Origin of the sequence: Aliinostoc sp. HNIBRCY26 (genome assembly GCF_050235535.1) — a bacterium.
Lineage (GTDB): Bacteria > Cyanobacteriota > Cyanobacteriia > Cyanobacteriales > Nostocaceae > Trichormus.
In genome coordinates this window covers 5,416,643-5,430,629 of the sequence record NZ_CP189852.1, presented here as the reverse complement: position 1 = coordinate 5,430,629, position 13,987 = coordinate 5,416,643, and the positions used below count along the sequence as shown (strand labels likewise).

9 protein-coding genes are annotated in these 13,987 nt (G+C 37.8%); 3 read left to right on the top strand and 6 right to left on the bottom strand.

From position 1 onward, the window contains the following. The first annotated feature begins 169 nt into the window (after window positions 1-169). Complete coding sequence (locus ACQFX9_RS23010; RefSeq protein WP_427158767.1) at window positions 170-2,314, top strand: peptidase domain-containing ABC transporter; 2,145 nt, start codon at window positions 170-172, stop codon at window positions 2,312-2,314. A gap of 88 nt (window positions 2,315-2,402) precedes the next feature. Here ACQFX9_RS23010 and ACQFX9_RS23005 read toward each other — a convergent pair whose 3' ends face one another. Both ACQFX9_RS23005 and ACQFX9_RS23000 read right to left on the bottom strand, forming a co-directional pair. Then, entirely contained in the window at window positions 2,403-5,435 is a 3,033-nt protein-coding gene (locus ACQFX9_RS23005) for a CHAT domain-containing protein (RefSeq protein WP_427158765.1), read from the bottom strand. 44 nt (window positions 5,436-5,479) lie between these two features. Continuing rightward, on the bottom strand, window positions 5,480-5,614 hold the full coding sequence (locus ACQFX9_RS23000) for a hypothetical protein (protein ID WP_427158764.1): 135 nt from the start codon (window positions 5,612-5,614) through the stop codon (window positions 5,480-5,482). Window positions 5,615-5,953: 339 nt separating this feature from the next. On the opposite strand from ACQFX9_RS23000, the gene ACQFX9_RS22995 reads away from it, so the two are divergent. Further along, window positions 5,954-6,145 (top strand): hypothetical protein, encoded by a 192-nt coding sequence (locus ACQFX9_RS22995; protein ID WP_236144891.1) that lies wholly within the window; start codon window positions 5,954-5,956, stop codon window positions 6,143-6,145. A gap of 311 nt (window positions 6,146-6,456) precedes the next feature. Here ACQFX9_RS22995 and ACQFX9_RS22990 read toward each other — a convergent pair whose 3' ends face one another. The 4 genes from ACQFX9_RS22990 to ACQFX9_RS22975 form a co-directional block, all read right to left on the bottom strand. Continuing rightward, complete coding sequence (locus ACQFX9_RS22990; RefSeq protein WP_427158763.1) at window positions 6,457-8,187, bottom strand: diflavin flavoprotein; 1,731 nt, start codon at window positions 8,185-8,187, stop codon at window positions 6,457-6,459. A 194-nt stretch (window positions 8,188-8,381) separates the two neighbouring features. After that, window positions 8,382-8,867: a phosphate-starvation-inducible PsiE family protein gene (locus ACQFX9_RS22985; RefSeq protein ID WP_427162982.1), complete on the bottom strand. Its 486-nt coding sequence runs from the start codon at window positions 8,865-8,867 to the stop codon at window positions 8,382-8,384. A 158-nt stretch (window positions 8,868-9,025) separates the two neighbouring features. Beyond that, entirely contained in the window at window positions 9,026-10,756 is a 1,731-nt protein-coding gene (locus tag ACQFX9_RS22980) for a diflavin flavoprotein (protein ID WP_427158762.1), read from the bottom strand. 536 nt (window positions 10,757-11,292) lie between these two features. Continuing rightward, the gene (locus tag ACQFX9_RS22975) at window positions 11,293-12,306 is read right to left on the bottom strand and encodes an IS701 family transposase (protein ID WP_427156835.1); all 1,014 of its coding nucleotides are present in this window, start codon (window positions 12,304-12,306) and stop codon (window positions 11,293-11,295) included. Window positions 12,307-12,483: 177 nt separating this feature from the next. On the opposite strand from ACQFX9_RS22975, the gene ACQFX9_RS22970 reads away from it, so the two are divergent. Beyond that, window positions 12,484-13,986, top strand: a complete 1,503-nt coding sequence (locus tag ACQFX9_RS22970; protein ID WP_427162981.1) for an NACHT domain protein — start codon at window positions 12,484-12,486, stop codon at window positions 13,984-13,986. The last annotated feature ends 1 nt before the right edge of the window (window position 13,987 follow it).

The window sequence follows — 13,987 nt, the reverse complement described above, 5'->3', positions numbered from 1 at the left end:
TAAAAGAGCGACTAATATGTTCACTCAGCACCAACTAAACGCCGCGCTACCGCTAACATCACTTAGCACTCACTCACCATCATTGCAGCTTTTCGTGAGAAAATCTCAGCAACAAACACGAAAAGTGTTGTGTATACATCCTCCCTACTCCCTATTTTCAGACAATGTTATGGCTTATCAACTCGTTCGTCAGTTCAGCGAAGAAGATTGTGGAGCAGCTTGTCTGGCTACAGTAGCCAAGCACTACGGGCGTATACTGAGTATGAGCCGTGTTCGTGAGGCTGTAGGTACAGGACAACTAGGTACTTCTTTATTAGGGCTAAAACGAGGCTCGGAAGTTTTAGGATTTCATGCTAGGGGTGTAAGAGTTGCCATAGAAATTTTAGAACAACTACATCAGTTATCTTTACCAGCAATTATTCATTGGCAAGGTAATCATTGGGTAGTTTTATATGGCAAAAAAGGAAAGCGGTTTATTATAGCTGATCCGGCTGTTGGGGTGCGTTATCTCACCAAAGATGAATTATTAGCGGGTTGGGGAAATCGCCTCATGCTTCTACTTGAGCCGGATAATATTCGCTTTTTTAGTCAACCCAATGAGAATTTAAATAAGTTTCAGCGTTTTTTACAGCCTGTATGGAATAATCGCGCTATTCTGATTGAGGCTTTTTTACTTAACATTTTTTTGGGATTACTATCTTTAATTTATCCTTTTTTATTACAGTTACTAACTGATGAGGTGCTAGTACGTGGAGATAATCAATTATTGACAACAGTAATGATTGCTGCTGTTGTCATGAATTTGATGAGTAGTATTGTCAGATTAGTACAATCAAATTTGATTACCCACTTTTCTCAAAAATTGCAACTAGGGTTAGTGTTGGAATTTGGTAAGCAAATTCTTCATTTACCACTTATATATTATGAGTCGCATCGTAGTGGTGAAGTTATTAGTCGTTTACGGGATATCCAAGAAATTAATCAGTTAGTCGCTCAATCAGTGATTGGATTACCCAGTCAACTATTTATTGCTGTAGTATCCCTAGTTTTCATGTTTTTTTATAGTGGTAAATTGACAGTCATGGCATTAGTGTTTGCTGTTTTAATGTCAGTGTCAACTGTAATTTTTTTGCCACTTCTTCAACAAAAAACTCGTTCTTTATTAGTTTTAGAAGCTGAAAATCAAGGAATTTTAGTTGAAACCTTTAAAGGTGCTATTACTCTCAAGAGTGCGACTATAGCCCCCCAGTTATGGGAAGAGTTACAAGAACAATTTGGCAAGCTGGCAAATTTGGCATTAAAAACTATACAAATTTCCACAATTAATAATGTCTTTTCGAGTCTAGTATTAGCAATGAGCAGCATTATTTTATTGTGGTTTGGTAGTAGTTTAGCAATTACACGAGAAATAACTTTTGGACAATTATTAGCATTCAATAGTATGAATGGAAATTTCCTTAGCTTTATTGGTGCGTTAATTGGTTTTTCTAATGCGATTGTCCAAGCGAAAACTTCATTACAGCGTTTAGAGGAAGTAATTGATACAACACCTGAAAGTCAAGGGATGGAACAAAAACCTTGGGTAAAAATTTCTGATAACGCTGATATTGTTTGTACTAATTTAAATTTTCATTATGCAGGGAGAGTAGATTTATTACAGGATTTTTCAATCACCATTCCTGGAAGTCAAGTAATTGCTATAGTAGGGCAATCTGGTTGTGGTAAAAGTACCTTAGCTAAGTTGATTTCAGGGCTTTATACTCTCCAATCTGGTAATATTAGAATAGGTGATTATAATCTGCAAGATATTGCTCTAGAAAATTTGCGTCAACAAGTTGTATTAGTTCCTCAAGAGGCACAATTTTGGAGTCGTTCTATTGTTGATAATTTTCGCTTAAGTACGCCAGAAATTACCTTTGAAGAGATAGTTAAAGCTTGTAAAATTACAGGTGCAGACGAATTTATTAGTCATCTACCAGATAAATATCAAACTGTCTTAGGTGAATTTGGTGCAAATCTTTCTGGTGGACAGCGTCAGAGATTAGCTATAGCGAGAGCAATTGTTGGTAATCCACCTATTCTAATTATGGATGAATCTACAGGTTCTATTGACCCATCTAGCGAATCTAGATTGCTAGAGCAATTATTGAGCGATCGCAGTGGTAAAACTACAATTATGATTACTCACCGTCTCCATGTCATGCAACGCGCAGATTGGATAATTGTCCTTGATGAAGGGCGACTGATTGGGGAAGGTACTTTTGCAGATTTAACAGCAGCAGTACAAAAGCCTTTGTCTTTTTTAGGGGTGTAAGGGTAATGAGTGGTGAGTGCTGAGTGGTGAGTGCTGAGTGCTATTCATTACTTATTACTTATTACTTATTACTCCTACGCCCTTAAAATTACAATCCATTGCCAATTAAAATAAATGAAGCCCAATAATAGGGGTGTTGAAATTGGCTATTTGCTGCTGTTAATAATTGCAGTTGTGCGTTGCGTAAAGCTTCAGATTTAGTGATTTTTCCAGTTTTTAAATTTGCGTAAAACGCATCCATTAACGCTTGTGTTCCACCATCAGAAACAGCCCACAGAGAAGCAACAGAAGCTTTAGCACCTGTAAGTTGGATTTGATATCCTAAACCGAGAATTTCTTGTCCGTTACCTAATTGTTTACCTAAGCCAGTTTGACAAGCACTTAACACCACTAAATCAACATTAGGTAAAGACCAATTTTCTATATCTTTGAGGGTGACGCGTTCACCATCACCAAAAAGAATAAATGAATCTTCAGGATCACCACTAACTAACATTCCATGTGTAGCTAAATGGACAATCTTGTAGTCATTCATCTGGGGGATGACTACTTTAGTGCTGAATTCTTTATCTAATAGAATCTTTGTGTCTTTGATTGTTTTTGCTAAGTTTTCAACTTCAGTTTTCGCAAATTCTAACCCACTCAATACCTCTTTTCTTTCTCCGACAGCTACTTGATAATCACCTTTGGTAAAGGCTGCGGCTAGGGTGGGTAAGGAAGTTGGGGTTTTATTATTTAACTTTGTCAAACTAGCAGCAGTAATATTATTCACAATATACTTTTCAACTAGCCAGTTTTTCCCATCATATAATGCTGCTAATGGTATATATCTGAGTTTACTATCTGGAGCGTAGATAATTGCTTTAGCATCAGCTTGTTTGAGGTCATTTTCTATGGGTTTAATTAGCCAATTATATAATTTACTCGCTGGTGTTTTACTATCTTTGTAAGGTACAACTATAGTTTGGCGAAATTCAGCAATTGTCTGATTTAATTCGGTGGCTTTGACTGCGACTGGACGATGAATTGGGGGTGAATCAGCAGTTACTACAACTAACTCTAGTCTGTCTTCTAAAACTAAGGGATATAATAAAACTGCTTTTTGATTTAACTGACGTAAATTATCTCGGAGTGAGTTGAGTTGACGCAAGCTTAAGTTTTCCTGTCCAGAATTTGCAGATAGTTGCTGTACTAGGGCGACTACAGCCGGATTTTTGGTAAATTTATTAAACTCAGCTGCAATTGTTTGTTCTAATTTCACTAATTCTGCAAGACGTTTTTCCTGTGCTGGTGTACGCGAACTCTGGGGAATTTTACGCAGATTTGTGAGTTCTTGTCCCAGGGCGAGCGCTTTATCTTGAATCGCGCTATATTTTTGTGTAATGTCTTGTTCTTGTGGCCTTAATGGTAGGTTTTGCGGTGCGGGGGTTTCTGTATTTGTTCCCCTTTGTCCATTATTAACTACGGTTGTTTTCTTGGGTGTACTGCGCTGAGTTCCCATAAAATCATTCATTTCTTGGATTTTCAATAAATCCAGAACTTGCTGCGCTTCACTAGGACGATTTTGTTTAAGTAATAAATCAGCTAAACGGCGATATCTTTCGGCAACGGTTTCTGTATAGGATTGTTGAATATTAGTTGGTAAAACGCGCAAATTTTGCCGAATTACTTCTGTTAAGTTGACTGATTGCTTATAAAATGCAATGGCTAGCTGTGGTTGATTTTGTGCAGATAGGCTATCAGCTAAAAACTTGAGGGTTGTAGCTTCACTGGCTTTATCACTAACTTCCCGATGTATGGCTAAAGCTTGCTGATATAACTCCCCTGCTTTGGCGAGTTGGTTTTGCTGTTGATAGATTTGTCCTAAGTTACTTATTGTCACACCTTCGCCAGTGCGATCGCCTACTTGTTGATAAATAGTTAAGGCTTGTTGATTTAACTCAATGGCTTGGGGATATTTACCTTGCTCACTTTGCACCCTAGCTATATTATTGAGTGTGACTGCTACGCCTGGTTGATAGTTATTTTCCTTGTAGATATTGAGTGCTTGTTGATAAAGTTTTAAAGCTTGCTCATATTTACGCAAATTAGCATAAATTTGCCCAATATTATTTAAATTAACTGCCCTACCTTGGAACTGAAATGAGTCTTTACCAAAAGCCTCTCCTACAACAGCACGACTACTAACTTGCTGTACGGCTTGAGAATTTTGACCCAGATAATCATATAGTAATTTAATATCTTGCTTATTTAGTTCCTCAGAATTTGTATTACCTAGTCGTTGATATATATTGGCTGATTTTTCTGCTAGTTCTAAAGACTTTTGATACTGCCCCAAACTAAAATAAACACCCGCTAAATTATTCATAGTTGCTGCTTGTGTACCCAGATAATTAGAGCAGCATTCCTGTAGACTATTTAAAGCTTGTTGATAGGCATCTAAAGCTTGAGTATAGTTACCCAAATTAACGTGAACAACACCAATATTATTGAGAGTTTGAATACTGGCAATTTTATCATTACTGGCTTTTTGGAGAGCTAAACTTTGTTGATAAAAATCCAAGGCTTTAGCATATTGTCCGAGGCGAAAATAAACCGCACCCACATCACCCAGGATAATTTTTTCACTGCTAGTATAACTAGAGTCTGGAGAGTTAGTAGCTTTCAATTCCTTAATAATGGCTAAAGCACTTTGGTATGTTTCTATAGCTTTAACATTCTGCCCCAAATTGGCATAAACTTCACCCATGTAAGACAGGGGTATCCATTCATTTTGTTTGTCACGGGTTTTTCTGCGAATCTCTAAAGATGATTGAAAATACTCCAGTGCTTTAGGATATTCACCTTGACGAAAATATACATAGCCGATGTTAACAAGGGCGTTAGCTTCTCCAGCTGCTGCACCATGTTTTTTGAAGATAGCTAACGCCTGTTGGAATTGTGTTAAGGCGGCTTGTAGTTCATTTAACCCAACAAAGTCTTTGTAAATCACACCCTCAGCATTATTATTCAGCATAATTGCTTCTGTGATTTGTTCTTCTGCTGTAGGTGTTGGTGCTTGTGCTAGCGAGGGGGAAGCCAAAACCAAGATTAGTGTGAGGGGAATTATAGGAAGTCTCATATGTGTATTAATAACGACAAGATGCTTCCTATGATAGTTGGAAGTTATTCTAGCTGTAAGGTGGGTGAACGGAGTAATGAGTGCTGAGTGCTGTTAGCGGTAGCGCGGCGTTTAGCCGGTGCTGAGTAATGAGTAATGAGTAATGAGTAGTAAGTGGTGAGTGCTGTTAGCGGTAGCACAGTGTTTAGGAAACGCCAAAAAAGAAATGATCCCTAATAAATGCCTTAGTAGGGTGCGTCAGTGCGAGAAAAACCAACTATACCAAGAGATTATTCATACTGACGCACCCTACCGTTTGGATATTTTCTTCCTCTGCCCCCTGCCATCAACGTGATAGTATGCCTTCTTAGTTGCAAGTCTCTGGACTCTGGAACTTAAGGCTTACTATCGCAGTCACTTATCATACAGACCGTAACATATTAGAGTAAATGATTTAAATGACACAATCATTTAACAAAGCTTAAAGTTGCTTTATCATATTACTTACCGAAGGTGTGAGTTGTGGAACTTAAATAGCGATGACTACTTGTATATCTACTACTGTTGAACGTGAAACTCAATCTGTGCGAGTCCGCGAACTAACCAAAACTTGTTATCAAGGTGATCAGCAAGTCAAATTTATGAGCTTGCAAGCAGAAGTTGATACTCTGTTGTTGCAACTGCAAAACATCAAAGAACAGCGTTTAGCTACCACTGGCGCAGAATCATAAGATCAATTTTTTAGCGATCGCCGAGCTTCCTTCTTGCTTACTTGCAATATCTACTGCTTTAAATGAGCAAAATTTACACTCAATCGACAGGCGATCGCCTAAACCAATCATTAAAAATTTGTTAAATCTGTATATCAATTTACCATTACTTCAAATAAAAAACCAGAAACGGTAAGGAAATCTTTACATTTCTGGTTTTTTGGTTTTTGGGGATGTAGGAGTGTAGGGAAAGAAAAACTTCACTCAGCACCAGCTAAACGCCGCGCTACCCCTAACATCACTCATTACTCATTACTCAGCACTCCTCCCCCCTAAAAATAACTACCTGATTTCCGATGTTCTATAGCTGTCACCCCGTCACCTTCTAACACTTCCCCTTTATCGATGACGGCGTAAATCAAATATCTATCACCACATTCGAGTTGATTGATGACGGTACATTCCAGATAAGCTAAGGCCTCAGTCAGAATTAAACAACCATTGTCAGCTGTTTTGGTTTCTAGGTGAGCAAAGGGATTATCCCCTAATGTGCTTTGACGAGAAAAATAACGCCGGACGTTTTTACCTTCTTTGAGGATATTCAGCACAAATTTATCGCCAGGATGACGCATTAAATCGGCGTTTTGTTCTTGGGCAATAGCCAGCATAATTCCTGGGGGATTAAAGGTGGCTTGGGATATCCAAGAAGTTAAAATACCTTTGTGATGGTCTTGATCGCGAGTGGTGACAACACACAAAGAACCGATGATTCGCCCTACAGCTTGTTCAGTGCGGTCAATTTGTGCTTCTGTGACGGCTTGGCGAGTGTTGCGTAATTTCTTGGTTTTCTTTAAGGTTTGGGCGAAGTTTGCGCCGGCTGTCTGACAGGCTTGTAATATCTCTGATGTGGGAGTGAAGCGGACGCGAATTGTGTCAAATCCTAAACGATAGTTAGCGTCTTTGAGCTTATTTTCAATTAAATCAACAGCTTCACCACTCCAACCATAAGAACCAAATACCCCAGCTAACTTAGTTTTTGCAGCTGTAGAAAGGACTATACCCAAAGCCGTTTGAATTTGGGTGGGTGCATGACCTCCAAGAGTGGGAGAACCGATAATAAAACCGTCGCAAGCTTCAATAATGCGAGTGATTTCTGCTGGTTCTGCTAGTTCGCAATTAATTGACTCTACATTAATGCCATTGTCAATTAAACCTTGGGCGATCGCCTGGGCTAAAATTGCTGTATTCCCATAGGCAGAAGCATACAGTAACGCTACAGTTAAATCCTGTGATTTCTGTGCTTGACACCATTGGCGATAATCGTGACTAAACCGACTCAAACTATAGCGAATCACTGCCCCATGAGCAGGTGCGTAACATTTAGCACCTAAACTAGTCAACTTATCTAACGCTAATTCTACTTGTTTAGCTTGGGGTGCATGGAGACAATCAAAGTAATAACGCCGTTCTGCCTCTAACTTTTTCCAGTCCTCATCAAATAAAGTATCCTCACAGATATGTGCGCCAAAAAACTTATCTGTATAGAGAATTTTCGTAGCTGGGTCATAGGTACATAAACCATCTGGCCATCGGGGAGTCGGAACAGTAATAAAACTGAGGCGATGTCCTTGTCCTAAATCTAGGGTATCTTCCCAACGTACAACTTGAATGCGTGATTCCCATTCTGGAAAAGTGGACTTGAGAACATTGGCAGCCGGACGAGAACAAATGAGAGTAACTTGGGGTGCTTGCGCTAACAATACCTTCAAAGTGGCAGTACGGTTAGGGTTAACGTGACCGAGAATAATGTAATTGAGGCTGTAAAAATGGAGATGTTGGGCGAGTTGGTCAAGAAAAATGTTCGTAAAAGATTCCCCAGGCGGGTCAATTAAAGCAGTTTTGTCACCTTGGATGAGATAAGAATTGGCTGTAGTTCCCTTTTGACGGGAATACTCAACCTCAAATTTTAATCTTTCCCAAGTACGCGATCGCAACACCAGCGTATTCTGACCAATTTCTGCAACCTGTACATCTCTGGGACGAATGTTAGTTGATATAGTCATGGTTTCAATTCAAAATTCAAAATTTAAAATTCAAAATTCAAAAATTCTGGGCATTGGGCATTGGGCATTGGGAACGGGAATAAAAATCTACCTTGTTCTCAGCTTTTAAATTTCGGATTGTATTCAATCTAAAATCCAAAATCCAAAATCTAAAATCTAAAATCCCCAGTCCCCAATCCCCAATCCCTAGTCCCTCACTTACCACGGTTCTTGTAACGTTGAGACATTTGTTGTTCTGGGTCGATACCTTCAAAAGTTGGGGGTAGCCAGACTCGTACTACTAAAAGTATGCCGAGAACTAAGAGAAAGGCGCAGGTTGCTAAAACTTGACTCCAAGAAATTTCTAGTACGCCTTTGACGATGATTTCTCGTAAGACGGACACAATCGAAACTTCCACTGCTACGCCAATAGATATGCGTTGTTCTTGGAGGTAAATAATCAACAGGCGAAATAATTCGACTAAAATCAGTAGAAATAAAATGTCTGCGGTGACAATGTGAAAGTCTAAAGGGGGAAGCAGGGAGAGAAACATATCTCGCACCTGAATCACCATGAAGCTAAATAATCCCATACAAAGGGAAATGACAATCACATCTTGAATCAGTTCCAAGCTGCGGACAATGCGACTCCGATTGATTTCGTACAGGGAAAGTGGGCTTTCTTCTACGGATTTATACATGGTGGTGGGAATGGGGAATGGGGACTGGGGACTGGGTATTGGGCATTCTAATACCAATTCTCCAAAATTAAGAAACAGATGCAAAGCTTGAAACCAAGATGGTATCTGACTTTCTTAATTGCGAATTGCGAATTGCGAATTGGGATAACTTTTGCCTTCTAATAATGATTGCCGACTTTGCGATGATGAACGGCGGTGAGGGCGTTGATGTTGGCAACTCTGCCATGTTGAACTGTGCTGTAAATTATCCAGTGGTCGCCGCAGTCTATGCGACTGCTGATTTCACATTCCATGTAGGCTAAGGCTTCGGCGAGAATGGGCGCGCCGTTGTTAGCAGGATAGGTTTTCACTCCGGCGAAACGGTCTGCACCAGGGGGAAAACGTTTGAGGAAATGTCGCATTAATCCTTGATAGTTGCCTTCTGCTAGGACATTTAACACGAAGCGATCGCCTATTTGCATTAAAGATTCAATGGCGCGTTCTTTCCCTACTGCTACCGCTACACCTAAAGGGTTGAGACTGGCTTGTGTCACCCAGGAGGCAAACATGGCACTTTGAATTTCGCCTTTTTTGGTCGTGATAATATACAATCCCCCACTAATCCGACCCAGGGCTTTTTCTAATTCACTGTTAATTGATTTAATTTGTTTGATATTGCGATCGCGCGTCAACCATTGCCCCATGTCTGTACCCGCTTCATCACACAGTTTTTCTAGGCTTTGGCTGGGAGTTTCTTTAACTAAAATCGGCGGAAAAGCTTCTATTAAACCCAATTCTTGTAACTTATTGCGTAGGGGATAAATCGGTTCATCTTCTCCCCCGCCAGACTCTAATAAACCAATGGCTTGTTTTTGATGCACCGCCGCCAAAATGGTACTTAAGGCTGCTTGTGCATTCATCGCCGCTTGGGAGGGCATAGCAAGAATTAATCCAGCTGCTTGTGCAACTATTTCTCTAACTTCTTGCAGTTCAGCACTATTTAAATCAATCAGTTCTACAGCCACACCTGCCTTTGTGCATCCATGCCCAATATTACGGACTAAATGCTCACTGTAACCGTAATCTTCAGCATAAAATAAAGCCACTAATTTCTCAGTTTTGGCTTGTTCTAAACTCCAAGTTTGATATTTTTCCATCCAAGCTGGAATGTGATGCTGTAATAAAGGCCCGTGTCCTGTAGCTATTGTTTTAATTTCTAACTTTTCAATCCGCTTTAAAGCTGCCAACACCGACCGCGCATTTGGCCCCATCAGACAATCATAGTAATACTGAAAATCTGCTTCCACCGCCGCAAAATTTTCATCATAGGTATGATCATCGCAATAGTGCATTCCAAATACATCGCAGGTATAGAGAATGCCTGTTTGGTAGTCGTAGGTAAAAATTGTGTCTGGCCAATGTAAGTTAGGCGCGGAGATAAATTCTAACTCATGACCTTTGCCTAAATCCAAGCGATCGCCATTTTTCACCACCATCGATTTAAATGGCTGGTGAACCATATTTTCTAAGAACTGCATAGCCACCTTAGCACCAACCACAGTGATATCAGGAGCTAACTGCAAAATATCTTTGACTAAGCCACTATGGTCTGGTTCTGTGTGACTAATAATTAAATAGTCTATTTCATTGGGATTAATTAATCCCGTAATTAAGTCTAGATATAACCGCTCGAATTTTCTATGGGAAGTATCAACTAAAGCAATCTTATCACCTTGAATTAAAAAAGAGTTATAGGTAGTGCCGTTGCGTAATCCAAACTCAATATCAAACCGTTCACGATCCCAATCCAAACAACGGATACCTAAAGTTTCTCTGGCTATTTCTACAGTTTCTACTGTCAACAGCCCAGAGTTAGAAAAATTTTGAATATTTGCTGTGAGTGCTACCATTGGGTTTCTCCAAAAATGAATATCTGGAGTTGATTTTGCTTTCTTCTATATTTACCCAAGAATATAAAATGGTAAAATGCCAATCTCTAAAGCTATCGATTAGAAATATTTATCATAAAAAAATCGTAGATTAGTTTTGATTTAAATTGATTAACTATTGAAAATAATCAATGTTTACTATTATAAGAATCCGCTTTGATTCCTGAAGTCATTTGCGTAGTAAGGGAACAGGCTTCCGCCGTGAGCGTCAGCCGAACGGGAACGGGGAAGAGGAAGTAAGAAGGAATAAAATAAAATTTTAAGTATTTACACTTAGGCAATTTTATGAAGTTGTATAATTTATTGAATAAGTTGCTATATAATTTGGTGTAATGCTACTCGTAAACAAAATAGTAAATTTTTGGCAATAAGCATGATAGAGTTCGCTGCTATAACTTCCGTGATTAGTAAATACGCTCCTAAAGCTAGCCAACTAATCCAGGACTTACGCAACTGGCACAAGCAATGGTGAGCTTCGCGCACCGAGCGCCCAAAAACTACAGAGAAGACATAGCAATATCTGGACGTTTTAGTTGCTCAATTAAATAATTAGAAAGCAAATTGTGCTTGAGCTTGTAAATAGTTTGACCTGTTTGATAAGCTAAACTTTTCAGTCTTAGCCAAACTAACATAGCGCAAGCAATATGATTTCTTTGAAGACGGGCTTTACGGCATTGACATGATTCAATACCAGTTAGTTGCTTTATTTCTCGATGAAACTCCTCTATTTTCCAACGAATTTTACACACCTGTTGTGTAACATCCGTAGAACTTTGAGATAAATCGTTTGTTGCGACATAATCCGTCCTATCGGTAGAGATAGTAACCCGGAAAAGTTTCACTTTTTTCTCAGCAGGGAATCCTTTAATTTTTATGATTTTACCACATTTTAAATCTTCCTGACTCCATTCTAGAGATTCAATATTCTTATATTTTTCTCTACCAAAACTATCATCTACTAAACGATTAGTCTTTAAAGGACAATAATAAACTTTATCTAGACTATCGATATAAAGCATTAAATTATTGACCGCATACCAAGTATCCATTAAAACTGTATTGAAAGGTAGAATCTTTTGATATACAAGCCCTTGGAGCATATTTTTCACATGGTCAATCTTGCTGAAACCATCATTTTCTGGATTGAAAATTCGATAATCTATTACCCAGAAATTGAGAGTTTTAGGATTAACATATATGCAACTTACTATTCCTATCCCTCTAACAACACCATGTTCATTACCACTATACTGCCTTCGTACTATTTCTATTTCTTCAGAAAATCTTTTATCTAAAACTGTATCATCAAATATAATATAAGCATCCTCGTCAGTGACAATTAAATCTTTGACATTATCCCAAAGTAAACGAGGAGTTAATTTTTCATTTCTTAAATAATAATTAATTTTGTCATGACTAATATTTGACAAATGTTCTGCTAGATTAGTGATTGTATAGTTAATTTGACTGCTAAGTAAATATTGACAATAATTAAGTTTAGTAAATTTCATCACTAACCAACTTTTTGATGTACTTCTATCAATTTTCTCATAAAATTTTTAACAACAAGATACATCACTATTTATTGTTACTAATTCGAGTCAAACCAATCAAACACATTCTCGCTAAATCAATACCTATGTACTACTGGCTAGCGATCGCACTGTGCCAGTTGCGTAAGTCCTGTAATCATTAAACAAGCTCAAAAAAACGAAGCTGTTATCAAAGTTTTACAGGAATTAAAACTAAATCCTACCCAAATTCCTGATGATGTTGATACTGTTTATGTTTATACTTTGGTAAAGTATGGCGTATTTAAGCATGAAGCGATTCTAAATCTGTTTAGAGAGAGAGCAATTAAAGATTATTTTTGGGATGCTTACAGTTCCAACTCCCCCTTTCATTTTGTAGAAAATACAAGAAAATATCTAAATCAAAATATCGAATTAAAAACACAGATAGTTAATGTAAAAGTTAATATTTTGGGTGAATTAGAAGAATTTGGCGAATCTTTTATTGCAGTTGCCAAACAAACTAAATCTTCAAAATACCAGCCTTATCCAGATTGGAATTTAGATGTTTATCCGAAAGAGTTTAAAGCTTTAATTTTTGAAAAAACTCGCTTATTTTGCGGTCGTGATTTTGTTTTTAAGGCTATTCAAAATTTTATAAATACTCAAAATAAGGGTTACTTTAGTGTGATTGGGGATGCAGGTATGGGTAAAAGTGCCATTGCAGCTAAATACGTTTTAGCTGGTAAATTTCCATGTTACTTCAATGTTTTTGCAGAAGGCCGCAATAACCCAGAAAAGTTTTTAGCTAGTATTCGTCAACAATTAGTTAAGCGTTATTCCCTACAAAATACAGACGACGCTGATTTAAGAAGTTTACTACAAAAAGCTAGTGAACAACTCAAAGGACAAAAACTTTTAATTGTTATTGATGCACTAGATGAAGTAGAACAAGAAGGAAAGGGTAATTTGTTAAACTTACCACAGAATCTTCCTGATGGAGTCTATTTTTTACTGACTAGAAGACTTTATAATCAAGAAACAAAACGTTTAACTTTATCTCCAGATACTCCTGTAGATGAACTAGATTTAACAAAGGGAAATTATACAACTTTGAGTCAAGAAGACGTAAAAGAATATATCCATTTATTTATTAAAAATGATGACAAGGTGAGAAATTGGATTAATTATCGTAATATTTCCGAGGATAAATTTACTGAAGAAATAGCTGTTAAAAGTGAAAACAATTTCATGTATTTACGCTATCTATTACCTGGTATTTCTGAGGGTAAATATAATGATTTAACTTTAAAGGGATTGCCACAAGGTCTTCACGATTATTATACGACTCATTGGAATCGGATGGGGATGGATAATGAATCCAATGAAAAGAAGGTAAAGATACTATATATATTGGTAGAAAGAGGTGAGCCAATATCTATAAATATGATTGCGGAAATTCTTGATGAGGATGAATATGAGGTAAAAGCAGTTTTAAATGATTGGGTTGAGTATGTAACACAGACAATCAATGAAGATGAACAAAAAACTTACTATAATATTTATCATCGGAGCTTTCTAGAATTTCTTAAAGGACAAGATAAACTAGGTAAAAGTCGAAAACTATTTAAAGAAGTCAATAAAAGTATGGCTAATTATATGCTCAAAGAGATGGCATGAA

What these genes read in the sequence shown, in the direction of transcription:
- ACQFX9_RS23010 (WP_427158767.1), top strand. Translation starts at nt 170, where the DNA reads ATGGCTTATCAACTCGTTCGTCAGTTCAGCGAAGAAGATTGTGGAGCA.
- ACQFX9_RS23005 (WP_427158765.1), bottom strand. Translation starts at nt 5,435, where the DNA reads ATGAGACTTCCTATAATTCCCCTCACACTAATCTTGGTTTTGGCTTCC.
- ACQFX9_RS22995 (WP_236144891.1), top strand. Translation starts at nt 5,954, where the DNA reads ATGACTACTTGTATATCTACTACTGTTGAACGTGAAACTCAATCTGTG.
- ACQFX9_RS22990 (WP_427158763.1), bottom strand. Translation starts at nt 8,187, where the DNA reads ATGACTATATCAACTAACATTCGTCCCAGAGATGTACAGGTTGCAGAA.
- ACQFX9_RS22985 (WP_427162982.1), bottom strand. Translation starts at nt 8,867, where the DNA reads ATGTATAAATCCGTAGAAGAAAGCCCACTTTCCCTGTACGAAATCAAT.
- ACQFX9_RS22980 (WP_427158762.1), bottom strand. Translation starts at nt 10,756, where the DNA reads ATGGTAGCACTCACAGCAAATATTCAAAATTTTTCTAACTCTGGGCTG.
- ACQFX9_RS22975 (WP_427156835.1), bottom strand. Translation starts at nt 12,306, where the DNA reads ATGAAATTTACTAAACTTAATTATTGTCAATATTTACTTAGCAGTCAA.